Here is a 25,631-nt window from a genome sequence, read left to right as displayed (position 1 = left end):
AGGCTATTTGCCTTGCTGTACGTCTACTCTTGTAACACATCGGAGGCTGTCGTCGAAACCACATTTTACCGATTGTATTGTAGTATTCTTATCAAACCGTAGTCTTGCGCAATAGCTATAAAATTCACTCACGATGCTTCCGTTTATTTTTACAGATGCTTTTTCATTTTTACACAGATATGTTTCCAGCAGGTAATTGTAATGCAGATTAAAACTGTTGCCATTGGCTATCTGCTGCAAATGCTGTTTGAAATCGTTATCTTTTTTTTGGTAAGGGTCATCAAATGATATAGAATCGCTGCCAATTTTAAAGGAGGGCAAGATTCTGATGTGATGCTCAACAGGACCTTGATTTGTATTTACCTGAAGTGACACGGTATAATCCCCTGGCGTTTTATAGCTATAGAAAGCTACTTTTTCCTTAGAGTCAACCTGACCTGTTTCGCCAAATTTCCATCGAAACGAAGTTGCATCCAGCGCATTGCAACGAAATTCAATAGTTTCATCCTGCATCGCGACTGTCTGTGCCGAAATAGTTGCTATGGAATCTGCAAGGGCATTTATTTTGGGGCGGTCTTTTACATGTATGTTGATGGTTCGGAAATAGTCATTGTTTACTATGAGTCGCAACTGATAATAGCCAGGTTTTGTATAGCAGTAGTTGTCACTCTCCAGAAAGGAGAGACCCCCGTCTCCAAATTCCCATCTGTGCTGTTTCGCGAAGCTGGTATGATCTGCAAAATGTAAGGTGTCACCGATTGTCAGATCCTGTGGGTATACAACCACCTGTAAATCCGCGTTAGAGTGTATGACACGTTTCTCCAGCCATACAAATAGAAGACCCGCAAATAAGATTAGCAGAATGGTAAGCCCGATTATCTGTTTTTTAGTTCTTTGTATGAGATCCATGTGCTAGAGGGAATTAATTACTTCTGGCGCTGATAGCGATTTTTTTCTGGGCCAGCTGCCGCTGTTTTTCTTTAAAACCAATATTGCAATCGTTACATAGGTTTGTGAAGAGATTTATGTCCTGAAGTCTTGCAAAAGCGATTTCTTTATCCAATAGATACATCTCAAAGAAGTCTGCGACTTGTCGGTAGCTGTCTTTGCGACTGTCATTTAAATCGTGCTTTCCTGCAATGCTTGAAATGCTAGCGATGTCAATTTTAAGATCTGATTTAGTAGATCCTTTCAACTGACCGATTGGCAGGGTATTGATTTTTTCAAATAGATTTGGAATATATTGGGTGGTTTCTTTCTGAAGGATATCCATTTGCTGCCGGTCCTCCAGAAGTCGCATTTCGAAAGCCAGATTATTACTGAAGGGTGACTCCATTCCCCGCAGGAAAATAAACGCAAGCAATAGTAGGCCTGCCGTTACTAACAGTAGTAGGTAATAGAAGTAATATTGATGTTCTTTTTCAACGACCGAAGTACTGGGCATCGTGTTGGATTTTATTTCGGTTAAATAGAAAATGTATTTTTAATGACTTGCGGAGAAGTGCCGGGAGGGGTCATCGGAAATGTCGAGCTGCACTTTTTTTGTATTGGATTTACAATCGTTAAAATCTTTAAATGCTACACTTTTCCGGTAGGTCATCTCGCGAATCGTGTCTTTAAGCGTTATGATACTATCGATATGACTTAAGAGAAATGAATATTGAGGGAAAGACCCACTGTCGGCGCCTATTATGCTGATTGTTTCATTTCTTTTGCTGGAGATTAAAATTTCCAGCAGTTGTTCATTCGTAACAGCATCTTTATTCAATAAGTCTGTCAACTTATATAATGAATCCACTTTCTCGTGTAACAATATCTGTTTGTTAAGGATTTGTTTATAATCGTCAACGTCACGAGCTATATATTCTTGCTGTATCTGGTGACTTTTTACAAAAAGATAAACAGGTGCGAAGGCGCACAATAGGAGGATTCCGAACCATGCCCAGAAAATAAAGGCTTGTCTTTTTATGATTTTGTAATTCTTAGGTTTCATTCTTCACCATTCTTTAACAAAAAATCGGCACGCATTTTGCATACGTTATTAAAATGCAAACCTATTTATTCGACGAGGCTAAAAACTGCGCGAAATACGATGTGCTCAAAATATTTTTTCGAAAAAATATTTTTGAGGAAGGTGCGTCGGACCGAAACGCCGTTCCCTCTAAATATTCAAACTGAAAGATGATGAATGTGAAAAATAGACCCATATCAATTGGTATTGCTGATGAGCATGTAGCTTCGGCAGAGCGTCTTGGCCGTTTTATGGCAGAGCAGAGCGGGTATGAGGTATCGTTCTGCGCAAATGACGGCGAGAAGCTAATTTCGCTGTTCGGAAGGCGACCAACAGACTATGTTGTCGTGCATTTGTTTCTTCCGTTTTTAAGCGGTATTGAAGCAATACAAATGATACGGAAACAGAATGAAAGCGTATTTATCATCGCCTGTTCTTTTACCTACCAGGAGGATATTGCGCTAATGCTTTCCAAGCTTGGAAACGTTTTGTACTGTGAGCGTCGCGCAGAGGTTATTTGCGATTTTCTGATGCACGGAGAAAGACGTGAACCAATTACGTATGACCGGTATGTAGAGCAATGGAAGACAAAGTCTAATGCCTACAGTTTGCCTGCCGAATTCAAATCAAAAAAAGAATATCCATTTACTAATACTGATCTGCGCGTGATCGCTCTTGTTTCGAGTGGGCATACGAATTGCGAAATAGCAGAACTGTTGGGCAAATCCAAACGCACTATTGATACTTACATAGACAGGATGATAAGGGGACTCGGATTGAACGGCCGTACCGGTCTTGCATCTTACGCATATGAGCATGGCGTTTGTAAGCTTTATTGCGAAGCAGGAAAAAACAAAAGGTGTTGTCGCGATAGCATATTTAATCCGGTGATAGACGATATGGATTGGGGTAATATTGATTAGCGTTTTAAAAAAAACAGATAAACATCAGATGTTTCTGCGGAAATGACCTTGGTTGGCTATGACTAGAAAAAGCCGGATGCGCCTAATCTTTAGGCGGGAAAATAAATTAGAAGCCATATAGTATTTCGCGCAGTTTTTTGGGACCTCATCAGGCCAATTTTGTAGGATTATTTAATCTTAAAAAAATTCAAAATTATGGCGTACAACGCTCTTTTAAAATTCAACGGTGGCAAAGACCACAAAGTGCTGGAGGTAAATTATAATGTAGCGCGCAAAGCAGATCCGTCTGGCCGCGTAGCATCAGATCCGTCGGATGCTACTGTTAAAGTAACGATTGAAGCTACAGAAAGCAGTGACATCCTTGAAAGCATGCTGAACGCGAAATTCAAACCTTGCAAAGGCAGCATTATTTTCAATAAGAGCAACGAGGAAGGCAAACTTATTGAATTGAGCTGGGAAGAAGGATATGTTACCAGGCATGAAGTAAATTTTGATGCTGTTAATGAATACAGCATGCGCGTAAGCTTTATCGTCAACGCAGAAACCATTAAGTATGGTAACTCTGAGTATGATGGCAAGTGGCCTACGGCTTAAGTAGTTTGGTCTTTTATAATGTTTAGTTACTCCTTCCTGTATGTAAAATGGCGTGCAGGAGGGAGTTTTAAAGTTTATAGGAAGATCTGCTGACGCATGATAATGTCGGCCTTTTTTAATTACAAATTATCTCGAAAATACAATATCACTATTTATGAGTTCATTTAAATCTGAATTGGTTATTGACGGAACAGTTTATCCAATTAGACATTGTTCTTTTAACTATCTGCAAAATACCCGTATTGACGGCGTCCCTAAAACGAAGGTTCGCGGCGGAACTATAAACATAACTCTTCAGAATCCTGCGCCGAAGGAAATGATTCAATGGATCATGAATCCGACGGATAAAAAAGAAGGGTCAATTAGATTTTATGAAGTAAATGTGATGGCCGGAAGCCATCAGGTACTGGAGTTTGGAGATGCTTACTGCATTCAATTTGGAAATAGCTACACAGGTGAGAACCATAATTCGGGTTCTTTGACAAGCTGTTTCACATTAAACGCTCAGTTGCTCAGTTTTGATGGCGTTGATTTTAATCAGTAATAATGTTGTTCTTCTATTTATCACACTAAAGATCAGAAGTTATGGCAAATCCTTCAGATAAAAGCCGGTCTGCGATAACGATGCATGATGCGGCTGAACAGCGGAATCAGGAAATTGAAGATGTAGATCGCTATATCACCAGAGATACACAGCCTGTAATACCGGGATTTGAGATTAATAAGCCTTCGGCAGATTCTGCTCCCGAGGAAGCAGCTCACTCCGGTCCTAAAAAGACAAAGATCAATTGGGATGACCACGATAGTATAGCAGCGTATACCTGCGCCGATATCTTTGTGGGAAGCTTCACTATTAAGTCTTTTGAGTCTTTCCAACTTTTACAAAGCATAGCTGCGCATCATACCTTTGAGCTTGTCATAGCACATGATGCGTTGCTTTCAAAAGATGGCAGTCCGGTAGTAGATGATCAATGGCTGGCGAACGCCAGCAAACTGATGGGCGAAAAAATCAGCATCGGTTTTTATTATCATGTCTGGCCTGATCAGAAACGATGGTTTGAAGGTATCGTAACCAATGTCAGTTATCGCCGCTGTACCTATGGCTTTGGTGAAATCGTCATCTCCGGCGGCAGCCCTACATTACTTTTGGATGCGGCCCCGCATACACAAAGTTTTACCAACAAGACCGTGCAATCCATAGCTACCGAAATTTTAAATCAGGCCGGCTTGGATACAAAAAATGTAAAGTCACGGTTTAGAAACCATTTGCCCTATTCTTGTCAGTACAATGAAACACACTACAATTATCTGGCAAGGCTGGCCGCGGGTTATGGCGACTGGTTTTGGTACGATGGCGAAGATCTTTACTTTGGTAAACCATTCTTTAAACCAGATGTAAAACTGGTATTAGGCCGCGATGTATACGACATGGAAGCCAGTATGAACGCCCGTCATACCAAGACAGAACACTATGGTTATAATAGTTCGTTTAACGAAGCACTGCGCCATCACACGTTTGATATAACCGGTGTCGATTACTTTGGCGAGAAGGCGCTCACCGCCAGTGAACAAATGTTTAAAACGCCGACACGGCAAGTAGCGCCGATCCGTGCTGTGGGTGATATGGATGTTACCGCTTCGCAGAAAAGTTATGCAACCGCTAAGGCGACAGAACTGTTCAACATAAAAGGGCGCAGCACCAATCCATATTTATTTCCTGGTTGCAATGTGATATTAGAAATCCGCGACGTAAGTACCAATAAAAAGACACACTATGCCACGCTGATCATTACTGAACTAAGGCAGACATTGAGTTACGACGGCAGTTATGACTGCGAGTTTGTGGGCATTCCCCAGAAGACAGAGAATCTTCCATTTCATCAGTTCACCGTGCCGGTTGCGGAGCCGCAACTAGCTACAGTGGTTGCTAATACCGATGATAAATATGGGAAAGCAAACGGTCGTGTAAAAGTGCAGTTCCCATGGCAGGATGAACCGACGGATTTCATCCGCGTAATGACTCCAGATGCAGGCAGCAGTGATGCCGTCAATAAAAACAGGGGACATGTATTTGTGCCTGAAGTGGGCGACCAGGTGATGGTAGGCTTTGAAAATGGCAATCCGGATAAACCGTTTGTATTAGGTGGCATGTTTCATGGACAAAATGGGATAGGTGGTATGATGGGGAACCATATCAAAAGCATTATTACCCGCAGCGGCTGCACCGTACAGTTTGATGATGCCGACGGACAGGGCAGCATTACCGTCAAGGACCCAAGTGGTAACAGTTTCTATCTGGATGGGAAGGGAAATATCAATTTGACTGCGCCGAAGAACATTACAATGACTGCCGGAGCGAATCTGGATGTGAATGTGGGTAACAATATGACCTTTAATGTGGGCAATAAGGCATTACTAAATATCATGCAGCAGATGCTGATTGAAACACCAGTGATGCAACAGCTGATTGCGGAGTATTTCCATACGCAGGCCGGTAAGGCGTTGATCAATTCATTGGACGGAGAAATTAAAATTGAAGCAAAAGAGGTAACTGCAGCTGGTCAAAATAAAATGCTGCTGCATAGTGACGAAGCTTTAACTGCGAACAGTAAAGGGACAGTTGAAATACGTGGTGCTAATGGTAATAAGCATAGCAACGAAGCTGATAAATACGAAACAACGAGAAAAATTCTTGATGCTAAATGTACGGTTAAATTTAGAGTAGGAAGTTCTTACCAAGGAGAGTATGGTTTTGATTGGGTAAGAATTGGAGACACTATGCAACTTGGTGATATAAAATATGAACCAATTGTAGGTAGATATAAAAACAAGCTACAGGTGTTGCAGCAGGTGTATGATATCGGAACTAAAAGAGATTTAAATCCTCCGATAAAGTTGGTTTCTGATAGCAGGGCGTATCAGATGCTTTGTAGAGGTTTCGAAATGTTGGACATCTTATTTCTAAAGCAGGCAAATAACCAATATTATGGATATGATGTACCCGTAATGACATTATTAAAGGGGGGCAAAGCCGTGCTTTCTCTCAAGTTAAATATCATCGAAGAGCCGTCGGAATTGAAATTTATATGTGATGGAAAAAAACTGGATGACGAAAGAGATTTACATTTTAGTGTGTCCACAATTACTAAAAAAACAAAGGGTAAACGTTTTATTCCTGACGGGCTCACAATTGAATGCAAAAAGGAATTTTCAAAAAGTAAGAATGTTGAGGTAATAGCAATAACGGAGGACGGTTCTACGCGATTAGCCGGAAAGTTAACAATATTAGCGAACGACAAACCTCACAGATACAAAGCAAATATTGTTTTTGTTCAGGTAAAAACGCAATTAGGTAATATAATGAGGATTGGACAGCCATCGGGGCGTGAAACCGAGTTGGAAAAATATCTCAATCAAGCTTATGTAACGCCCAATATTGTGACTCTTTCATTGGATATTTCTAATGATGCCACATTTAAGCAACAGTATACGGCACTTGGCGTAATGAGACCCCTTGGGACAAAACAAATTTCTCCGACAATTTCAATTCACAATTATCTTTTAAATGCTTTTATTAAGAAGTACCCGGTGAACTCGCACACAAATTATGAGGATTATTACAAGGTATTTTTCATAAACGAGCAGTCTGGGGGATTATATGGTCATTCGCGCGATATCGGAAGTTTAAATAACAAAGTCCGGGAAGTTGTCGTCTATGCTAAAGGGTTTAATGATTCCACAACGGCTCACGAATTGTTGCACGCGATGGGCCTACTACATACTTTCGATAATGATAGCCGATTCACCTTCGAACAAAATCATACAAACAATATTATGGACTATTCAGACATGGTAGGGATACCTGTTGTTGCAAGTCACAAATATCAGTGGGAGATTTTACATGGTACACTCGATAAGGAATAGAAAATGAAAAAAATTATTATCGTCGGCATTCTTTGTTTTGCTGAGTTAATCTCATGTACAGGACAGCAGATAAAAGGTGGGAAAAAAAATAAATTACTAAATCAACAGTCGGTCATGTTTGAGGTATTCGACATCGAGACATTCGATAAACACAAAAAAAACGAAGTCTACGAATTTTATGAAGGGCGGAACCATGTTCTCCAATTTGGAAATTATGAAACTGGTTATGTTGAGCAGATTACTTATCCAGACAGTTTATTTTTCCTTTACAAAGAATTTTATCCTGGCGGAAGTTTAAAGAAAACAGGTCTAAGTTTTCTCCGCGGAAATTTTTATAAAGGAATTTGGAAATTTAATGATGCTGCAGGACGCACTACAAAAGAAATTAACTACGACTTATGGTTCAAATTTGGTTGGGAAGAGATTCGGGCCTTTTTGAAGGAAAATAACATAGATGTAGAGGATCAGCATACTTCAATTAGCCGCACATGGGAGGCTGGTATGAGGGCCGTATGGTGGATCAGTTATAAGATTAAACGAAACGACGAGTTTGCATTACGTACAATTACAATTGACGGTTATAACGGAACGGTAATAAAAGAGGATTTGGAGGAATTCGAAAAATAGATTCTATGCCACAAAAAATAACCGAACAGGCCGTACTTCTCTGTGACGAAGGAACTGCCACAAGCCAGCTGAGTCGTATAAACCCCGAAGCTTTTACAAAAGATGCATTAATCTATTGTTGGGCTTGCAGAACTGGGTTGGGCAATGACAGCATTGACAGCAGCGCAGAATATATCGAAACGGTGTCGGATGGATTGTTTAGTTCGCATAAAGAAGTCAAGCGCTACCCTAAACTCATCGTGCTCAAGCGGGATGAGTTTGATTATGTGCATATCCATTTCAAGTCGTCGTTTCAGAAAGGATGATCAATTATCAGAGAATATGAACTTTATATTAGACGGTTGCCTGAAAGTATTTTTATCGATCAGGACATAAAATGCACAATGGAAAGAGATAAGCATTTCGGCCGACTTTAACAGTTGATTCAGATAGTGAGCATTACATTTATTCGTCAGCTAAAACGACTGATAAATGTTCCAAAGTCGAAAATTATACCCTGTTGCGAGATATGGCGCGTATCTCATCATTTCAGCACTGCTGTTTAGTTTTTCTGCCTGCAAAAAGGAAAAGAGAAAAGAGATTCTGAATGACCCGGCATACGCAATCGGTATCGTAACAAAATACAACAAGGCGAATAATCCGGGAAGTTCCAGCAGAGGGAGTTACCCTTCTGGAGTCAGCTATAAATTTTACCTGGGTTCATCAACCTACACAAGGAGCTATAACGACGGAACTTACAATGTGCCGGAATCAGGTGTGAATATCGGTGATCAATACATGGTCATTTATGAAAAAGACAAACCTAAAAACAGTATCATGCTATTTCATTATCCGGTAAAGGACAGTGCCGATTTTAATAACTATGTAAGTGAATTTTTGACGGAGACACCAGAGTTTTAATTTTTGACTGATGATAACAGTAAAAGCTTCTTCATTTGAAGGGGCTTTTTTTGTGCGTGCGAAAATCCTACCTCAAAGCCAGGGCGTTGAACCTCTGAGCCAGGAAATCCTAGCTAAAAGGCAGGATGTTGCACTTTAGAGGCAGGATATCCTACCTCAAAGCCAGGACGTTGAACCTCTGAGCCAGGAAATCCTAGCTAAAAGGCAGGATGTTGCACCTTAGAGGTAGGATATCCTGCCTCAAAGCCAGGACGTTGAACCTAAGAGGCAGGAAATCCTAGCTAAAAGGCACGATGTTGCACCTTAGAGGTAGGATGTTGCACCTCAAATGCAAGACGTTTTCAACTTACGGGGTAACCTGAGCCCGAGTATCCGGAGTAAGACATTAATAATTGGTTTCGGATTCCTTTATCGCCAGTTTGCCTTAACTTACTTGTAGAACAGTAAGATGTTTTTTCATTGCAGAAAAAGCAGTTTGCTTACACATCCACTTCAAACATAACCGTTATGAGCAGTGCTCCAATTCGCGATCCAAAGACAGATCATTTGCTGACGCCGGCCAATGCGGCAATGACCATAATTGATTATCAGCCGGTACAGGTAAATTCCATCAACTCGATGAATCGTGCGGAGTTAATTGATAAGATTGTCGTGGCAGCGGAACTCGTTTCCGGCTTTAAGATTCCGATCGTGCTTTCTACTGTCAACGTGGCGACTGGCATTAATCAGCCTACGATTCCAAGGTTGGCCAATGTTTTAAAAGATCTGCCTGTTTATGACAGAACGAGCATCAATGCCTGGGAAGACAAAGAATATAACGATGCCATAAAGGCCACCGGCAGAAAGAAACTGATTATTGCAGCATTGTGGACAGAAGCATGCCTTACGTTTCCGTCAATCGATGCACTGCGGGAAGGATACGATGTTTACGTGCTTGCAGATGCGGTTGGCGGTACTTCTGTAGTGGCACATGAAATGGCTTTACGGCGCATAGAGCAGGCGGGCGCTAAAATGATCAGCATTGCCCAATTGGCCTGTGAGTTGCAGCGTGATTGGGCGAGAAAAGAAACTGCAGGTATTATGGTGAATGCCTTAAAGCATGATGGCGCTTTCCTGAATATGTAGGTTCTTTAAAAATCGGAAGTTGCTTTTGGCTGGATAAAAGAAAAAGGCCGGATGGAATCCGGCCTTTAATCTGTAGCGAGAACTGGGATCGAACCAGTGACCTTCGGGTTATGAGCCCGACGAGCTACCGCTGCTCTATCTCGCGATGTGGATGCAAAAGTAGAGCAAACTTTTTAAAATCCAAGCCTTTATCACATATTATTTCGGGTAATTCTTTAAATCCCATTACAGATAGTACTTTTGCGCACATGGCAGCAGTTCATAAATCTGGCTTCGTTAATATATTCGGTGCACCTAATGCGGGTAAATCTACATTGCTCAATGCCTTACTGGGCGAACAATTAGTGATCACTTCGCCCAAGGTGCAAACCACACGTCACCGTATTCTGGGTATCCTTACGGAACCGGAATATCAGCTGATTTTCTCGGATACGCCGGGTATTGTGGAGCCGAAATACAAACTGCACAACAAAATGATGCTGCATGTGAAAAGTGCATTGGAAGATGCGGACGTAGCCCTTCTGGTGCACGATATTGCGCAGCCGATCGAAGAGATGGAAGCCATTGCAGAGATGTTGCGCCTGAAAGTCCCGACCATACTGTTGCTCAATAAAATTGATACGGTTAAGGATAAGAAAGAGATCGAAGCACGGATAAAACTGTTTCAGGAGAAATTTCCGAAATGGGAAGTGATGCCGGTTTCTGCGTCGAAGAAAAAGAATATTGAAAAAATCATTCCGGCGGTATTGAAGCATATGCCGGAAGCGCCACCATATTATCCGGAAGATAGTATCTCCGACAGATCGGTTCGTTTCTTTGTCAGTGAGCTGATCCGCGAGCAGATCTATAATTTATACCACGAGGAAATTCCTTATCATAGTGCCGTAATCATTCAGTCGTTTGAAGAAAAGCCAACGCTGAATGTGATCAAAGCCGAGATCATCGTCAGTCGCGAAACACAGAAAGTGATCATGATCGGGAAGGGTGGAAGTATGATTAAACAGCTGGGCATTAATGCGCGCAAAAAAATAGAAGAATTCCTCGAAGCCAAAGTACATCTCGAGCTCTTCATTAAGGTGCGTCCGAAATGGCGCGACAATGAGAATTATCTCCGTGAATATGGATATAATTAGTGAAGCCACGTTAGCCGCAAAAAACTTGCCGGTTCAATCGCTGAAAAGCTGGACTGGAGCCAGTGTCATACGAGTCGATATGCTACGGCTTGATCTTTTTGATCCCGTTATTTCCGGTAATAAATGGTATAAACTGATTTATAATTTGCAAGCCGCAAAAGAGCAAGGCTTTACTACGATTCTAACCTTCGGCGGACCGTTTTCTAATCACCTCGTTGCTGCCGCTGCTGCCGCAAAAAAATATGGATTCCGTGCTATCGGTATTGTTCGCGGCATGGAGCCGCAGTCGACGGTGACTTTAAAAGACTGTATCGCTTATGGCATGCAATTACACGGCGTGACCAGAGAAGAATACAAGCTGAAAAATGATAGCGACTATTTATCGGCAGTGTCTAAGCAATTCAATCAACCTTTTATTATTCCCGAAGGCGGCGCCAACGAAGCTGGAAGGAAGGGTAGTGCATTAATTGCTGAAATGATCAGTGATGAATACACTAATATTTGTTTGTCTGCTGGAACAGGCACCACGCTTGCCGGAATCCGGAGTATATTACCAGTGCATCAGCATGTAATTGGCTTTGCGCCGATGAAAGGCGGTCATTATCTTGAAGAGGAAATCAAACCGTTTTTATCAGAAGAAAAGCACGATACTTTCCACATTACGGATGAATGGCATTTCGGTGGCTTCGGGAAAATTACACCGGCATTGCAATCTTTCATGGATTCATTTTTTTCAGAAACAGACATTCAGCTCGATCGTGTTTATACAGGAAAAATGATGTTCGGTTTGCAGGAAATGATTGCCCGCGGCGAATTTGATCGCGATGCGAAAATCCTTTGTATTCATACAGGCGGGGTTCAAGGAAATGTGACAATGCGGTAATAAATGTGTTGGAATGTAATGAATGTGGGGAATGTGTTTGTGTAGATGGTAATTTTTATCTTTTATGCATCTTGACGGGAAACGCCTCGCGCAGAGATTTCCCTTCAGGGGTTAGGGGTTTTAATTAAATTTGAGCGTCTAAATCAAAAGTTAAAAAATGTGAGTGGCGAGTGGTTGGGTGTCCTCCTCCTTTGGAGGAGTTAGAGGAGGCCACTTGCGCTGTAAATCATTTATGCCGCCATTCGTCTCCATATGTATCCCTAGCTATAATCGCCCGCTTGAGCTGGTGCGTTTGTTGAAGACGATAAACACCGCTTGCGCGAAAGATATCGAGATAGTGATCTGCGAAAATGATAGTCTGCAACGTGAGCAGATTGTTGCGCAGGTGGAAAGCTTCATGCAGGCATCAGTGCTTGACGTGAAATTGTTTTTGAACGAAAAGAATCTTGGCTATGATGCAAATCTCAGGCGGCTGGTTGAAAAGGCGAGTGGTGAGTTTATCATCTTTATGGGTGACGATGATTTGTTTGAAACTGAAAACCTGCCTTCATTTATTCAATTTCTGAAAAACCATCCTGAATTAGGTTACGTTCTTAAAACGCATACGCTCATTCACAGAGATGGCACGAAGGAACTCTTTAAATATTTTCCCGAGGATAAATTTTTTGAAAAAGGTGTAGATGCGTACCAGACACTTTTCCGGAAGAGTGTGCTGATCTCTGGCTTTTGTGTAAAACGTGCTTATGCAGCGCTGTTGCAGACGGATCAGTTTGATGGTACGTTGCTATATCAGCTTTATTTGCTGGCGGAGGTTACGCTCCATCATCCTTCCGCTTTTTGCTCCATTCCATTAACCTGTCAGGACGAAAGCCTGAGGGCTGTTCCTCTGTTCGGAAGCTCGGACACGGAGAAAAGCCTCTATAAACCAGGTGAGATAACTGTTGCGAATTCTTTGAATTTTATGGATGGTTTCTTTAAAATAACCGCTTATATCGATGCAAAATATGGATTGCGATCATCCGGTTTTATGAAACGGAGTTTTTCGAAATATGCCTATCCGGTAATATCCATACAGCGAAATAAAGGGAGTAAAACATTCCGGAACTATTGTAAACAATTGGAAGAGCGGATCGATATCAACCAATCTTTTTATTATTATATCTATTATTACAGCTTGCTGTTTTTCGGTAAATCGTTTTGCGATAAAATGATTGTAAGGCTAAAAAGAGTATTGGGCAGCACGCCAAATCTTTAATCGGTCTTACACAAAAAAACTGCACCTAAAAGATGCAGTTTTTTATAAAAAACAGGTTTTGATTTTTGATTTAGTATTACAGCGTGCCGATCATTTGCTTGAGATAACTGCCGTAGCCGCTTTTCAGATACAGATCGCCGAGTTTGTTCATTTGCTCGTCATTAATCCAGCCGTTGCGGTAAGCAATTTCTTCGATACAACCGATTTTCAGTCCCTGACGTTTTTCAATTACTTCGATAAACTGACCAGCCTGGATCAGTGAATCAAACGTACCTGTATCCAACCACGCAGTGCCGCGATCCAGTACGCCAACTTCCAGTTTACCTGCTTCGAGATACACACGATTGATGTCTGTGATTTCGAGTTCGCCACGAGGAGATGGCTTAATGGATTTGGCAATATTTACAACATCGTTGTCGTAGAAATAAAGGCCGGGAACAGCATAGTTTGATTTAGGTTGTGTCGGTTTTTCTTCGATGCTTAATGCCTTGAAGTTTTTATCGAACTCAACAACACCATAACGTTCCGGGTCGTGAACCTGGTAGGCAAAAACCACAGCACCATCAGGATTAGCTTTTTTGCGCAGCATGGTGCCCATTCCGGAGCCGTAGAAGATATTATCACCCAAAACGAGCGCCGCCGGATCATTGCCGATAAAGCTGTCGCCAAGGATAAATGCCTGCGCCAGACCGTCCGGACTTGGCTGCACTACATATTCAAAGCGACAACCGATATTGCTGCCGTCGCCGAGTAATTTTTTGAAACCTTCCTGATCGGCTGGGGTAGTAATGATCAGTATTTCACGGATACCCGCCAGCATCAGTGTACTGAGCGGATAATAGATCATTGGCTTATCATAAACCGGCATCAGCTGTTTGCTGACGGCAATCGTAAGTGGATAGAGGCGGGTTCCTGAACCGCCGGCAAGGATAATTCCTTTCATATTGATGCGAAGTCGTTGAGTTGATTTTTGCTAAGATGCAAGAAGCGCTGTTTATGCGTATTGCTTCTCGTAATAAGTTTGATAATCGCCGCTTGTTACGTTCTCCAGCCATTCTTCATTAGCGAGGTACCAGTCGATTGTTTTCGCCAGACCTTCTTCAAACGTTACAGATGGCGCCCAGCCCAGTTCTTTATTGATCTTGGTTGCGTCAATTGCATAGCGTTTGTCGTGACCCGGACGATCTTTTACATAAGAGATCAGTTTTTCAGAAGTACCGGCTTCACGGCCCAGTTTTTCGTCCATCGTTTTGCAGAGCAATTTCACGAGTTCGATATTTTGCCATTCGTTGAAACCACCGATATTGTATGTTTCTGCGTTGCGGCCGTTGTGAAATACTGTATCAATCGCACGGGCATGGTCAATTACAAACAGCCAGTCGCGGGTATATTTACCGTCGCCATAAACCGGCAATGCTTTATTGTTACGGATATTATTGATGAAGAGCGGAATCAGTTTTTCCGGGAAGTGGTTCGGACCATAGTTATTAGAGCAGTTGGTCAGTACAAACGGAAGTTCGTAAGTATTGCCATAAGCACGCACCAGATGGTCAGAAGCAGCTTTAGAAGCAGAATATGGAGATTGTGGATCGTATGGAGTAGTTTCCAGGAAGAAGCCAGTTTCACCCAGTGAGCCATAAACTTCGTCTGTAGAAACGTGGTAGAAACGTTTGCCTTCGTAATTGCCTTTCCACAGTTCTTTTGCAGCGTTCAAAAGATTCGCGGTGCCCATTACGTTAGTTTGAATAAACGCATTTGGATCAACGATAGAACGGTCCACGTGACTTTCTGCCGCCAGGTGGATTACACCGTCAGGCTGATATTGCTGGAAAATCTGGCGGATGGTTTCTGCATCTGTGATATCAGCTTTTACAAAAGTATAGTTAGGCGAATGCTCGATATCTTTCAGGTTTTCAAGGTTTCCGGCGTAAGTCAGCGCATCCAGGTTGATGATCTTATAGTCCGGATATTTAGTTACAAACAGGCGTACTACATGAGAACCAATAAACCCGGCGCCACCGGTGATGATCAAAGTCTTGTTCATTCCGCGAAAATAATTATTTGATTGATATAGAAATGGTATTCCAGATAAAATTATCAGCAATTTTTAAGCCAAACCTTGATTCAAATAGTGAACAGTTGACAATTGACAGTTAACAATGCCCTTCAAACGTGAAATGTGAAATGTGAAAATTGAAAATCCAAAGCTGAAAACTTGTGTTTATTGGTGTGTAAAGTTGTTTTCGCAGCATTTAAGACGCTCGTTTTACGTTTCAGCAAATTAACTGTCAACTGTTCACTGTCAACTTTTTAATGACTTTCTCTACACGTTTTCTCTTGGAGTCTTTCTCGATTTCATCCAGTCTTGAATGTAAAACATCGATAAATTCAGCCTTATGCTTATTACTGATTGCCGGCGCCGCGTTTTCTGCATACATCGGTAACTGATTTGTCGGGCTGGATTTTAATTGCTCTGTAAGCAGCGGAAACACTTTATTGGTGTATTCACTCAGTTTGTATAGCTTGATGAGAATCGCCACCGCATTGTCCTTCGTAATCACAGAACCTTTATCCGCCGCGTCCAGTATTTTACCCAGCTCCTTATAGATCTCTTTTGGGTATTCGCTGGCAATAGCACTCAGTGCCGTCATCGCACCCCATTGCAAACGGTTGTTTTTGCTCGTAAGCAGTAAGACAAATTCAGTGATATAACCCGCAATCAAAGCCGGTTTGAGATCGCCGATTTCATAGAGCACTTTGATACAGTCGCTCTGGATATCTTTATTTTTGTCGCTGAGATGTGTTACTAGTTCTTTTACTGCTGCCTGATCTTTTTTTGAGGCTATTTGTACTGCCAGTTCAATATTGGGCACTTCATCCTTACGATTCAGGCTGGACGCCAGTTTGGCTATTACACTCATTTCTTCTTTATTTTATCAGTTGGTTCAGTTGCGATTTTTACCAGTTCATTCACTGTTTTCCAATTGCGCGTTGTTGCAGTCACTTTCAGTTTAGATTCCCAGAAGTTATTATTGAGCTTTGTGTTGCCGTAACTCACCGGAATATGCAGATAAATCTCTTTCCCTTCAATAATAAATTCATCCGGTGCATAATTCTGGTCTTTCAGCTTCGCTAAATGTTCTTTGGAAGGCACTTCGGATAAAAACGTTACGTGCAACCGCGACAGATCGATATCTTTTTGTTTAAGAAAAGGATTGTGTTCCAACGCGTGATTCATTTCATCCAGACCTCTGATGATTACAGGCACGTCAAAGCCGAAAGTCTCTTCAATTTGCTGTTTAATCTCTTTCGCTAGCGCAATGTCTGTTTTCTTCTTCGTTTCAAACACCACATTCCCGCTTTGAATATAAGTGCGCACATTTTCGTAGCCCATTGCTTCATACATCGTCTGCAGCTCTTTCATCAATATTTTGTTCTTACCGCTGACGTTAATGCCGCGAAGCATGGAAATGCAGGTCTTCATTGCGTTTTACTTGAGGATGGAAGATAGGTAAAAAGCTTAAAGCATAATGCGTAAAGCTTTTCCAGTGTTGGTTAGTTGCATGTTTGCGTAAGTTCATTGCGTCTTTGCTCCTTATGCTTCTTTGTGAGAACCGCCATCGCGCAAAAAAAATCCCGGGAAAAAATCCCGGGATCTGTATAATGTGTTGAAACACCTTGCTGCCATGGTGAGCGCAGTCGAACCATAGAGCAGCACCCTTCGACTCCGCTCAGGGTGACAAGCGTAAGCTTTACGCTTAAACCAGGTGGAATGTTTCGATAAACTTCGTGGTGAAATTACCCTTGCGGAAGTTTTCATCACGCATCAGCTGCATGTGGAATGGAATTGTGGTTTTGATGCCTTCAATTACGTATTCGCTCAATGCGCGCTCCATCGTGTTGATCGCTTCTTCACGGGTTTGTGCTACCGCGATGATTTTTGCAATCATAGAATCGTAGTACGGAGGAATCACGTAGCCAGCGTAGATATGAGAGTCTACACGTACACCGTGACCGCCTGGTGTGTGCAGCACTGTGATTTTGCCCGGACTCGGACGGAAATCATTGTATGGATCTTCAGCGTTGATACGGCATTCGATCGCGTGCATTACCGGTTCGTAGTTACGGCCGCTGATAGGTACACCAGCAGCAATTTTGATTTGTTCTTTGATCAGGTCGAAGTTGATAACTTCTTCCGTAACGCCGTGTTCTACCTGGATACGAGTGTTCATTTCCATAAAGTAGAAATTGCGGTGTTTGTCTACAAGAAACTCAACGGTACCAACGCTTTCGTAGTTGATGGCTGCTGCTGCTTTGATGGCAGCTTCACCCATTTTCTGGCGCAGTTCCGGAGTCATAAACGGAGAAGGAGATTCTTCTACCAGTTTCTGGTGGCGGCGCTGAATAGAACAGTCGCGCTCACTCAGATGACAAACCGTACCGAATTGGTCGCCTGCAACCTGGATTTCAATGTGACGCGGTTCTTCCACGAATTTCTCCATGTAGATACCATCGTTTTTGAAAGACGCACCGGCTTCTGCTTTCGCAGTAGTGTAAGCGCGTTCCAGTTCGCTGTCTTCCCAAACCACACGCATACCTTTACCACCACCACCGGCAGTTGCTTTCAGAATCACCGGATAGCCCATTTCGTGTGCCAGTTGTTCTGCTTGTTGCAGGCTTTCCAGCAAACCTTCAGACCCCGGAATACAAGGTACGCCGGCAGCGATCATGGTTTCTTTCGCAGTGATTTTGTCACCCATTTTACGGATCATTTCCGGCGTTGGGCCGATGAATTTGATACCGTATTGAGCACAGATTTCAGAGAAATTGGCATTTTCAGCCAGGAAGCCATAGCCAGGGTGGATAGCGTCAGCGTTGGTAATTTCCGCTGCAGCCATGATATGTGGAATGTTGAGGTAAGAGTCGGCGCTCTGTGCTTTACCGATGCAAACTGCTTCGTCCGCAAAACGAACGTGCAGGCTGTCTTTGTCGGCAACAGAGTAAACAGCTACTGTTTTAATGCCCATTTCGCGGCAGGTACGGATGATACGTAACGCAATTTCACCACGATTGGCAATGAGTATTTTTTTGAACATTAGTCCAATTTGAAAATTTGAAAATGAATCAATTTGAAAATGGCGTATAAATGAAAATTTGAAAACAGTTACCCATTTTCAAATTTTCAAATTCTTTTATTTCCAAATTAAGCAGGTTCTACGAGGAACAGTGGTTGATCGTATTCAACCGGAGAAGCGTCATCGATCAATACTTTCACGATTTTACCGCTTACTTCACTTTCGATCTCGTTAAACAATTTCATTGCTTCGATAATGCAAAGCACTTTACCTGGCTTGATTTCATCACCAACATTCACGAAAGCCGGTTTGTCCGGAGATGAGCTGCGGTAGAACGTACCGATCATCGGAGATTTAATGGTAATCAGGTTAGCGTCTGCCGCCGGTGCTGCTGCCGGAGTAGCTGGCGCTGCCGCAGGTGCTGCTGCAGGAATCGCAACAGGAGCTGGTGCTGCAGGCATCATCTGTGGCATTGGCTGGTAAGCAACTACCTGAGTTTCGTTGATGGTCTGAGCCTGTTTGATGGTGATTTTAAAATCGCCTTCTTCAATGCTCAGTTCGCTGATGTTAGACTTGTTGATAGCCTTGATCAGTTCCTGTATTTGTTTGTATTCCATGTTGGAATGTTTTTAGTCGTTGTGGATTGGTAAGCGAAAAATTATTGTTTTACGCGCTCTACGTAAGCACCATTCTTAGTGTCAATTTTGATGAGATCACCTTCGTTTACAAACAAAGGAACCATCACTGTTGCACCTGTTTCTACGGTAGCCGGTTTCAGCGTACGTGTTGCGGTATCGCCCTTCAGACCTGGTTCGGAGTATGTTACAGCCAGGTTTACGCTCGCTGGTAATTCTACGCCCATAACACCTTCAGTTTCTGTATTAACAACAACCAGTACTTCCTGACCGTCTTTGTATAATTCCGGACGCTGTACCATGTCTTCGTTTATAGAGATCTGTTCGAAGGTCGTGGTATCCATAAAGTTGAAACCACTTTCATCTTTATACAGGAACTGGTAAGGACGACGCTCAACGCGTACAGGGAAGATGTTATCGCCTGAGTTCCAGGTTTTTTCGATAGAACGTGTGTTGTCTACGCCTTTCAGTTTTGCCCAAACTTTAGCTGCCGCGCGGGCTGTTTTGTTCTGACCAAATTCAATTACGGAGTACAGACCGTCATCCAATTTGATGATCATGCCATTCCGGATATCTGCTGTTGTAGCCATATTTATTTTTTGTACGGATTGCAAAAGTAATGATTAAAGGGTAACACCGCAAGCGGCAATTGGTTAATTCGGCAATTCGACAATGTGATGATGTGATAATGTGTGGAATGTGTTTAATGTGAGGAATGTGGTAATAGGGGAATGTGTAGAATGTGTTTAATGTGAGAAATGTGTTTGAATGCGTGGAATGTGATTAATGTGCTTGCACGCGTTTGTCATCTCGACGGAAGGAGAGATCCCGCAGAAGCATGTTAATGCGATAATGCGTGGAATGTGTTTAATGTGAGAAATGTGATGAATGGGCTCGTCCGCCTTTGTCCTTGCTGTGTTTCTCACGTCTGCACGCTATTAATTGTTTGTTCGGCAAAGTCTCCGGACTTTGTTGTGGCGGTAACCGATCTCTGATCGGAGAAAATAGGGCGGTCAGGAGACCGCATCCACTGGAACGAAGTCGTGAGACTTCGCTCAACTGTGGGATAATGTGTGGAATGTGATTAATGTGTATGCATGCCTTTGTCCTTGCTGTGTTTCTCACGTCTGTACGCTATTAATTGTTTGTTCGGCAAAGTCTCCGGACTTTGTCGTGGCGGTAACCGATCTCTGATCGGAGAAAATAGGGCGGTCAGGAGACCGCATCCACTGGAACGAAGTCGTGAGACTTCGCTCAACTGTGGGATAATGCGTGGAATGTGTTTAATGTGAGAAATGTGATGAATGAGCTCGTCCGCCTTTGTCCTTGCTGTGTTTCTCACGTCTGTACGCTATTAATTGTTTGTTCGGCAAAGTCTCCAGACTTTGTCGTGGCGGTAACCGGTCTCTGACCGGAATAAAACACTGCGGTCAGAGACCGCATCCACAGGAACGAAGTCGTGAGACTTCGCTCAACTGTGGATTGACCTTTCACTTTTCACGTTTGACGGGCATTCACCAACTAGCTTCCCGTGCTGCCAATCCGAAATCCGATCTTCGGTGTTTCCGGTAGCGTATAGGTGCGTTCTTTTTGGTTAGCTATTTCAGCAATGGTCATCGGATCAGTGATCTTGTGATTGTGACCGAGGTGTTTGCTCAGTTGCTGTGCTTTTTCCACAGACAGTTTACCGAAATCATAATTGGCAATCAGACGACCTTTGCGCATCAGTGCTTTGTCGATTGTGCTGAGGTTGCTGTTGAATGTACAGATCACCTGCACATTCAGGAAATCGGAAAGCAGACCGTCGGAGATATTCAGCAGATTACTTACAGCAGAATCACTGCCTTGCTGGCGTTGCATCACGATGTTTTCCGCATCTTCAATCACAAGTACACTATTCGGATTTTCAATCAGCAGTTTTACCAAATCGGGATTCACAATCTGAGCTGCAAGATCAGGTGGCACAAACAGCACCCGTTTTTTCAGTTTGCCTACCAGGTAACGCAGATAAGTGGTTTTGCCGGTACCTGGAAGTCCGTGCAGCAACACAATACCCTTGTCGTCGGCTTTATTTAATCTTTTTAGAATAGTCTGGTGTACTTCCTGGAAACTGTCTTCGTAAAACAATCTCAGGTCAAGGCGTGTGCGTTTTACATCCATCTTAGTCAATTCCAGACCGTACTCTCCTTTGGTGATCAGGTGAATTTCCTGTGGCTGCATGCGTTTGCGTCCGCGCATGGCTGTAAACTTCTGGATGAGCGTTTTGAGAAAAGCATTTTCACGATCATGGAAATAAAATTCACAATAACCATCGCCCATTTCCAGTACAATATCATTCTTCAGTTCGATGATTGATTCTTCTTTTTCTTCTTTCGTCTTTTTATGATTGATGGCTGCGTAGTGAAATTCAGAAACGATCATGTCGCCGTATGCTGCTTTCAAAAAAGAATATGCTTTACTATAGTTGAGTTGCCGGATGATGGTAACACTCGGCAGCTTGTTATACTTCTGGAGAAAATAACTTTTACTGTCAATAAAATGACCGGAGAAAACGTCGGTTTTCACAAACACCTCTTTATGCATCATCTGTTCATTCATCACTTCGTTAGTTTTTGTTTTTATGGTCCGGGACGCACAAAGTCGTCCATGTAAATAATGTTATTTACAGCGAGTAATTATTCTATGTTTTCGAATAGATACAAGCCTTCGTAAAACTCCGGAATATGCTCCGGCATTGGGCTTGTGAATTGTTGTGGATGTGAAGTAAGTGAAGCGAAGGTAACGGCTTTTCCCTAAAAAGGAACAACTATTTAAGTTTAATATATAATTAATTATAAAGGATCAACCCGGCCATTTTTATACGGTGCCCAGTCAATATCGCGGCCCAAAGTACCCCGGAAACGGGCCCAGAAACCCTTCTTTTTGGTAATTGATTCCCATGGACTTACAAATGCGCTTTGCGGGTCTATGACGGGATTCAGATAATTAAACTTTGATATAGAATCAGTTGAGAACGGAAGGTGAAAAATGTCAGTGGCAAAGCGGCGTTTGGTATAGCCACGAAGCATCAGTGACTGGAAAGGATCTGTGGCGAGTGCAATGGTTTTAAAACCAAGTTGTTTGGCTAATAAGTAGGAATAATAGACGTTTTCGGTACTGTGCTGCGCCAGCGAATCGTAGTAGATGTTTTCCCGCGGAATGCCAAGCTGTTGCGCGTAAAGCCCCATGATTTTAGCTTCGATGTAAGGAGAGTAGACTGCGCCGCCGGAATAAATTATGTTTTTAACGACACCGTTCTTGTACAAAACCCAGGACCACAGCACGCGGGCTTTCATCACCGTATCCCAGCGTCCGTCTTTAAACGGAACGCCGGGAACAATCACTGCATCAAAAGGACCAATCTGCTGCGCTTTCTGATAAGCTTCGCGCTGACTTTTCTTCGAAGAGAAACAACTCAGCAGCGGTAGCAGCGAAGTAAACGTGATCACAATGGCAGTGGCGGGTTTTTTCAAAATGAAAGGTGCTTTTAGATGATATTCCTTTTTTCGATTACACAATTGTTAGATTTTACAACGATTATTTAAAATCTGAGTTCCCTCAAGGCTTTTTGCCCGGCAGCACAGTAGCACCGAAGTTTAATCGAGTGACCGTCTGAACCCCGAGGTGATCGGGTGAAGACTGCCTTTTTTGCCCTACTTTTTTTGCAGAAAAAAAGTAGGAGAAGAACGATTCTAAGCCTGATGGAACTAATATCCTTTAATCAAGGTTACTCCTTTTTTGATTATGAGTGTTATATGCCATAACCTCCAACTATTGATAGTTCTCTACAATATTTTTCAGTTCATTAAGTTTCAGCAAAGCTTCCACCGGCGTCAGCCTGTTGATGTCGGTTAGCTGCAGCACTTGTTGCACGCGGCGCAGATCTTCACTGATACCATCAAAGATATTGAGTTGGAAATTATTAGCCTTCGGAATTTGTTTCACTTTTTGTGCAGTAGCACCAGCATCGCCGTGTTTTTCTTCCAGCGTTGCCAGAATTTCATCAGCACGCTCCAGCAAAGCCGGCGGCATACCTGCCATACGCGCTACCTGAATACCAAAACTGTGTCTGCTGCCGCCCGGTGCCAGTTTGCGCAGGAAGATCACTTTATTGCCGGTTTCTTTGTGCGTGATGTGATAGTTTTTCACGCGCGGCAATTGACCTTCCAGATCATTGAGCTCATGGTAGTGTGTCGCAAAAAGCGTTTTCGCCTGCGAAGTATGATTGTGCATGTATTCCACGATCGACCAGGCGATAGAGATACCGTCATAAGTGCTGGTTCCTCGGCCAATTTCATCGAGTAATACTAAACTGCGTTCGGTGATATTATTGATGATACTCGCCGTCTCATTCATCTCCACCATGAAGGTACTTTCGCCACCGCTCAGATTATCGGATGCACCTACGCGGGTAAATATTTTATCCGTAAGACCTACTTGTGCGCCGTCGGCCGGAACAAAACTACCCATATGTGCCATCAGCGTGATGATCGCTGTCTGACGGAGCAGGGCAGATTTACCACTCATGTTCGGACCGGTGAGGATAATGATTTGCTGGGCTTCTTTATCGAGGAGAATATCATTGGCAACATAAGATTCACCGGGAGGTAATTGTTGTTCGATTACCGGATGGCGGCCATTTTTGATAGTAAGCACCGGTTCATCTGCCAATACCGGACGATGATAATTGTATTGCTTCGCGATATAGGCAAAACTTAACAGACAATCCAGCTGCGCGATGATATGGGCGTTCTGTTGAATCGTAGCGATATAAGGATCGATTACCGAAATCAGCTGCTGATAAATATCCAGCTCCAGCGCCAGAATTTTTTCTTCTGCACCCAGAATTTTTTCTTCGTATTCTTTCAACTCCGGCGTTACATAGCGCTCCGCACTCGTCAAAGTTTGTTTGCGAATCCAATCGGCCGGAACCTTGTCTTTATGTGCGTGCGTTACTTCCAGATAATAGCCAAATACATTGTTGTAGGCTATTTTCAGCGAACTGATGCCTGTACGTTGTGATTCCGTTTGCTGAATCTGCAACAGATAACCTTTACCATCGCGGGAAATAGCGCGTAATTGATCGAGCTCTTCATGAATGCCATCGCGTATCATATTTCCTTTCGCAGCGACAGCCGGCGCTTCTTCTACAATCACATCACGAATGCGTTGCTGCACTTCCACAAGCGGCTTGATGGCTTCCAGCATTTGAGATAATGGCAGAAAATCAGCTTTTAATCCTTCTTCACGGATACGACCGATAAATTCCATGCTTTTTGCCAGTTGCAGCACCTCACGTGGATTCACTTTCTTTAGCGGAATCTTACCCACCAGACGTTCCACATCACCGATCTGCCGAATGCTTTGCGATAAGCTGTGATTCAATTCCTGATTCTTGATGAAGAAACTCGTAAGGTCGAGACGATGTTCAATTCTGTTTTTATCGAACAAAGGAAAAATCATCCAGCGTTTTAGCAAACGCGCACCCATAGGCGTGTGTGTGCGGTCGATGGCAGACAGGAGGTTCGTTCCTTTTTCATCGCTGCTGCTCAATAATTCCAGGTTGCGGATCGTAAAGCGGTCCATCCACAAGAAATCATTCGCTACAATGCGTTGTAGTGCGTTGATGTGTTGCAGGTTTGGATGCTCTGTATCTTTCAGATAATGCAAAGCTGCACCCGCTGCAATAATTGCACCTGTCAGATCCTCTAACCCAAAGCCTTTCAGCGATTGCGTCTGAAAATGCTGGAGCAGGAGATCGTAAGCATATTGCTTCTGGAAGATCCAATCTTCCAGTTGAAAAGTATAAACCTTAGTATCGAAATATTCGCGGAAGCGCTTCGTTTGCGTCTTCGACAAAACCACCTCAGAAGGTTGGAAGCTTTGCAGCAGCTTGTCGATATATTCCATATTGCCCTGCGCTGCATAAAATTCGCCGGTACTGATATCCACAAAAGCCACGCCACATTCCTGTTCGCTGAGGAAAACAGCTGCGAGGAAGTTGTTGGTTTTATTCTCGAGCAGTTTATCATTGCTGGCCACACCCGGAGTCACCAGTTCGGTGACACCACGTTTCACGATGCCTTTTACGGTTTTCGGATCTTCCAGCTGGTCGCAGATGGCCACGCGGTAGCCCGCTTTCACGAGCTTGTGCAGATAAGTATCCAGCGAATGGTGCGGAAAGCCAGCCAGGTCAATGGCGCCTGGCGAATCTTTGGCGCGTTTGGTCAAAGTAATACCCAGCACGCGCGATGCGATATGGGCGTCTTCACCGAAGGTTTCGTAAAAATCACCTACACGAAATAAAAGGACGGCATCAGGATATTTGTTTTTAATCTCCCGGTGCTGTTTCATTAACGGAGTCTCAGCTGCTTCTTTTTTTGCCATGCGAGGCGAAGTTAATGATCAGAATCTTTCGGGTAAATGGCGGAAGGCTTGAAAAGCGAAAATGTTGATAAATAGAGGGGAAGCGTGAACTATGATAAATAATGATTAATTTTCTTTGTA

Annotated in this window: 24 protein-coding genes and 1 tRNA gene; 11 read left to right on the top strand and 14 right to left on the bottom strand. The window is 43.0% G+C overall.

From position 1 onward, the window contains the following. Window positions 1-3: 3 nt before the first annotated feature. From DN068_RS12845 to tssO (DN068_RS12835), 3 genes are read right to left on the bottom strand one after another with little or no spacing between them, the layout of a single operon-like run. Window positions 4-909, bottom strand: a complete 906-nt coding sequence (locus DN068_RS12845) for a PKD domain-containing protein (protein WP_110999332.1) — start codon at window positions 907-909, stop codon at window positions 4-6. 13 nt (window positions 910-922) lie between these two features. Further along, window positions 923-1,444, bottom strand: coding sequence for a type VI secretion system TssO (gene tssO, locus DN068_RS12840; RefSeq protein WP_110999331.1), 522 nt, complete (start codon window positions 1,442-1,444; stop codon window positions 923-925). A gap of 39 nt (window positions 1,445-1,483) precedes the next feature. Further along, entirely contained in the window at window positions 1,484-1,993 is a 510-nt protein-coding gene (gene tssO, locus DN068_RS12835) for a type VI secretion system TssO (protein WP_110999330.1), read from the bottom strand. Window positions 1,994-2,190: 197 nt separating this feature from the next. Between tssO (DN068_RS12835) and DN068_RS12830 the strand changes: the two genes are divergently transcribed. From DN068_RS12830 to DN068_RS12795, 8 genes are all read left to right on the top strand, one after another. Continuing rightward, the gene (locus tag DN068_RS12830) at window positions 2,191-2,934 is read left to right on the top strand and encodes a response regulator transcription factor (RefSeq protein WP_165836388.1); all 744 of its coding nucleotides are present in this window, start codon (window positions 2,191-2,193) and stop codon (window positions 2,932-2,934) included. Window positions 2,935-3,129: 195 nt separating this feature from the next. Then, entirely contained in the window at window positions 3,130-3,528 is a 399-nt protein-coding gene (gene tssD, locus DN068_RS12825; RefSeq protein ID WP_110999328.1) for a type VI secretion system tube protein TssD, read from the top strand. A gap of 154 nt (window positions 3,529-3,682) precedes the next feature. Then, a complete protein-coding gene (gene tssD / locus DN068_RS12820) occupies window positions 3,683-4,072 on the top strand; it encodes a type VI secretion system tube protein TssD (RefSeq protein WP_110999327.1) in 390 nt (129 codons plus the stop codon). 41 nt (window positions 4,073-4,113) lie between these two features. Further along, the gene (locus DN068_RS12815; protein ID WP_110999326.1) at window positions 4,114-7,452 is read left to right on the top strand and encodes a phage baseplate assembly protein V; all 3,339 of its coding nucleotides are present in this window, start codon (window positions 4,114-4,116) and stop codon (window positions 7,450-7,452) included. A gap of 3 nt (window positions 7,453-7,455) precedes the next feature. Further along, window positions 7,456-8,079, top strand: coding sequence for a hypothetical protein (locus DN068_RS12810; protein ID WP_110999325.1), 624 nt, complete (start codon window positions 7,456-7,458; stop codon window positions 8,077-8,079). A gap of 5 nt (window positions 8,080-8,084) precedes the next feature. Further along, entirely contained in the window at window positions 8,085-8,384 is a 300-nt protein-coding gene (locus tag DN068_RS12805; protein ID WP_110999324.1) for a hypothetical protein, read from the top strand. Window positions 8,385-8,550: 166 nt separating this feature from the next. Beyond that, window positions 8,551-8,979: a hypothetical protein gene (locus DN068_RS12800; RefSeq protein ID WP_110999323.1), complete on the top strand. Its 429-nt coding sequence runs from the start codon at window positions 8,551-8,553 to the stop codon at window positions 8,977-8,979. A 507-nt stretch (window positions 8,980-9,486) separates the two neighbouring features. Then, window positions 9,487-10,104 carry an isochorismatase family protein gene (locus DN068_RS12795; protein WP_110999322.1) on the top strand — a complete coding sequence of 206 codons (618 nt, stop codon included), beginning with the start codon at window positions 9,487-9,489 and terminating at the stop codon, window positions 10,102-10,104. 73 nt (window positions 10,105-10,177) lie between these two features. Here the strand turns inward: DN068_RS12795 and DN068_RS12790 are convergent. Next, a tRNA-Met gene (locus DN068_RS12790) sits at window positions 10,178-10,249 on the bottom strand. 103 nt (window positions 10,250-10,352) lie between these two features. On the opposite strand from DN068_RS12790, the gene era reads away from it, so the two are divergent. The 3 genes from era (at window position 10,353) to DN068_RS12775 (ending at window position 13,375) form a co-directional block, all read left to right on the top strand. Beyond that, entirely contained in the window at window positions 10,353-11,237 is an 885-nt protein-coding gene (era, locus tag DN068_RS12785) for a GTPase Era (RefSeq protein ID WP_110999321.1), read from the top strand. Continuing rightward, complete coding sequence (locus tag DN068_RS12780; protein ID WP_165836387.1) at window positions 11,224-12,120, top strand: 1-aminocyclopropane-1-carboxylate deaminase/D-cysteine desulfhydrase; 897 nt, start codon at window positions 11,224-11,226, stop codon at window positions 12,118-12,120. Before era ends, DN068_RS12780 begins: the two co-directional genes overlap by 14 nt. 232 nt (window positions 12,121-12,352) lie before the next feature. After that, complete coding sequence (locus tag DN068_RS12775) at window positions 12,353-13,375, top strand: glycosyltransferase family 2 protein (RefSeq protein WP_110999319.1); 1,023 nt, start codon at window positions 12,353-12,355, stop codon at window positions 13,373-13,375. A gap of 76 nt (window positions 13,376-13,451) precedes the next feature. Here DN068_RS12775 and rfbA read toward each other — a convergent pair whose 3' ends face one another. The 10 genes from rfbA to mutS all read right to left on the bottom strand — a co-directional run bounded on the left by rfbA (window position 13,452) and on the right by mutS (window position 25,511). Beyond that, window positions 13,452-14,318 carry a glucose-1-phosphate thymidylyltransferase RfbA gene (gene rfbA / locus DN068_RS12770; protein WP_110999318.1) on the bottom strand — a complete coding sequence of 289 codons (867 nt, stop codon included), beginning with the start codon at window positions 14,316-14,318 and terminating at the stop codon, window positions 13,452-13,454. Between the two features lie 51 nt (window positions 14,319-14,369). Beyond that, entirely contained in the window at window positions 14,370-15,419 is a 1,050-nt protein-coding gene (rfbB, locus tag DN068_RS12765) for a dTDP-glucose 4,6-dehydratase (RefSeq protein WP_110999317.1), read from the bottom strand. A gap of 244 nt (window positions 15,420-15,663) precedes the next feature. After that, window positions 15,664-16,296, bottom strand: a complete 633-nt coding sequence (locus DN068_RS12760; RefSeq protein ID WP_110999316.1) for a HEAT repeat domain-containing protein — start codon at window positions 16,294-16,296, stop codon at window positions 15,664-15,666. Next, window positions 16,293-16,859 (bottom strand): DUF1697 domain-containing protein, encoded by a 567-nt coding sequence (locus DN068_RS12755; protein ID WP_110999315.1) that lies wholly within the window; start codon window positions 16,857-16,859, stop codon window positions 16,293-16,295. The genes DN068_RS12760 and DN068_RS12755 overlap by 4 nt, the downstream gene beginning before the upstream one ends. A gap of 274 nt (window positions 16,860-17,133) precedes the next feature. Next, entirely contained in the window at window positions 17,134-18,471 is a 1,338-nt protein-coding gene (gene accC, locus DN068_RS12750; RefSeq protein ID WP_110999314.1) for an acetyl-CoA carboxylase biotin carboxylase subunit, read from the bottom strand. Window positions 18,472-18,578: 107 nt separating this feature from the next. Continuing rightward, window positions 18,579-19,067 carry an acetyl-CoA carboxylase biotin carboxyl carrier protein gene (gene accB / locus DN068_RS12745; RefSeq protein ID WP_110999313.1) on the bottom strand — a complete coding sequence of 163 codons (489 nt, stop codon included), beginning with the start codon at window positions 19,065-19,067 and terminating at the stop codon, window positions 18,579-18,581. Window positions 19,068-19,108: 41 nt separating this feature from the next. Further along, on the bottom strand, window positions 19,109-19,675 hold the full coding sequence (gene efp, locus DN068_RS12740) for an elongation factor P (RefSeq protein WP_110999312.1): 567 nt from the start codon (window positions 19,673-19,675) through the stop codon (window positions 19,109-19,111). A 931-nt stretch (window positions 19,676-20,606) separates the two neighbouring features. Continuing rightward, entirely contained in the window at window positions 20,607-21,683 is a 1,077-nt protein-coding gene (locus DN068_RS12735) for an AAA family ATPase (protein WP_243630229.1), read from the bottom strand. Between the two features lie 233 nt (window positions 21,684-21,916). Further along, window positions 21,917-22,597, bottom strand: coding sequence for a YdcF family protein (locus DN068_RS12730; RefSeq protein WP_243630228.1), 681 nt, complete (start codon window positions 22,595-22,597; stop codon window positions 21,917-21,919). A gap of 298 nt (window positions 22,598-22,895) precedes the next feature. Beyond that, the gene (mutS, locus tag DN068_RS12725) at window positions 22,896-25,511 is read right to left on the bottom strand and encodes a DNA mismatch repair protein MutS (protein ID WP_110999311.1); all 2,616 of its coding nucleotides are present in this window, start codon (window positions 25,509-25,511) and stop codon (window positions 22,896-22,898) included. Between the last annotated feature and the right edge of the window lie 120 nt (window positions 25,512-25,631).

Origin of the sequence: Taibaiella soli, from assembly GCF_003236175.1 — a bacterium.
GTDB lineage: Bacteria > Bacteroidota > Bacteroidia > Chitinophagales > Chitinophagaceae > QKTW01.
Note: the sequence above shows the minus strand (reverse complement) of the source record. Positions and strands in the feature narration are given on the sequence as shown.

Bases quoted from the DNA above. Each gene is read 5' to 3' on its own strand.
- DN068_RS12845 (WP_110999332.1), bottom strand. From the start codon at position 909: ATGGATCTCATACAAAGAACTAAAAAACAGATAATCGGGCTTACCATT.
- tssO (WP_110999331.1), bottom strand. From the start codon at position 1,444: ATGCCCAGTACTTCGGTCGTTGAAAAAGAACATCAATATTACTTCTAT.
- tssO (WP_110999330.1), bottom strand. From the start codon at position 1,993: ATGAAACCTAAGAATTACAAAATCATAAAAAGACAAGCCTTTATTTTC.
- tssD (WP_110999328.1), top strand. From the start codon at position 3,130: ATGGCGTACAACGCTCTTTTAAAATTCAACGGTGGCAAAGACCACAAA.
- tssD (WP_110999327.1), top strand. From the start codon at position 3,683: ATGAGTTCATTTAAATCTGAATTGGTTATTGACGGAACAGTTTATCCA.
- DN068_RS12815 (WP_110999326.1), top strand. From the start codon at position 4,114: ATGGCAAATCCTTCAGATAAAAGCCGGTCTGCGATAACGATGCATGAT.
- DN068_RS12810 (WP_110999325.1), top strand. From the start codon at position 7,456: ATGAAAAAAATTATTATCGTCGGCATTCTTTGTTTTGCTGAGTTAATC.
- DN068_RS12805 (WP_110999324.1), top strand. From the start codon at position 8,085: ATGCCACAAAAAATAACCGAACAGGCCGTACTTCTCTGTGACGAAGGA.
- DN068_RS12800 (WP_110999323.1), top strand. From the start codon at position 8,551: ATGTTCCAAAGTCGAAAATTATACCCTGTTGCGAGATATGGCGCGTAT.
- DN068_RS12795 (WP_110999322.1), top strand. From the start codon at position 9,487: ATGAGCAGTGCTCCAATTCGCGATCCAAAGACAGATCATTTGCTGACG.
- era (WP_110999321.1), top strand. From the start codon at position 10,353: ATGGCAGCAGTTCATAAATCTGGCTTCGTTAATATATTCGGTGCACCT.
- DN068_RS12780 (WP_165836387.1), top strand. From the start codon at position 11,224: ATGGATATAATTAGTGAAGCCACGTTAGCCGCAAAAAACTTGCCGGTT.
- DN068_RS12775 (WP_110999319.1), top strand. From the start codon at position 12,353: ATGCCGCCATTCGTCTCCATATGTATCCCTAGCTATAATCGCCCGCTT.
- rfbA (WP_110999318.1), bottom strand. From the start codon at position 14,318: ATGAAAGGAATTATCCTTGCCGGCGGTTCAGGAACCCGCCTCTATCCA.
- rfbB (WP_110999317.1), bottom strand. From the start codon at position 15,419: ATGAACAAGACTTTGATCATCACCGGTGGCGCCGGGTTTATTGGTTCT.
- DN068_RS12760 (WP_110999316.1), bottom strand. From the start codon at position 16,296: ATGAGTGTAATAGCCAAACTGGCGTCCAGCCTGAATCGTAAGGATGAA.
- DN068_RS12755 (WP_110999315.1), bottom strand. From the start codon at position 16,859: ATGAAGACCTGCATTTCCATGCTTCGCGGCATTAACGTCAGCGGTAAG.
- accC (WP_110999314.1), bottom strand. From the start codon at position 18,471: ATGTTCAAAAAAATACTCATTGCCAATCGTGGTGAAATTGCGTTACGT.
- accB (WP_110999313.1), bottom strand. From the start codon at position 19,067: ATGGAATACAAACAAATACAGGAACTGATCAAGGCTATCAACAAGTCT.
- efp (WP_110999312.1), bottom strand. From the start codon at position 19,675: ATGGCTACAACAGCAGATATCCGGAATGGCATGATCATCAAATTGGAT.
- DN068_RS12735 (WP_243630229.1), bottom strand. From the start codon at position 21,683: ATGAATGAACAGATGATGCATAAAGAGGTGTTTGTGAAAACCGACGTT.
- mutS (WP_110999311.1), bottom strand. From the start codon at position 25,511: ATGGCAAAAAAAGAAGCAGCTGAGACTCCGTTAATGAAACAGCACCGG.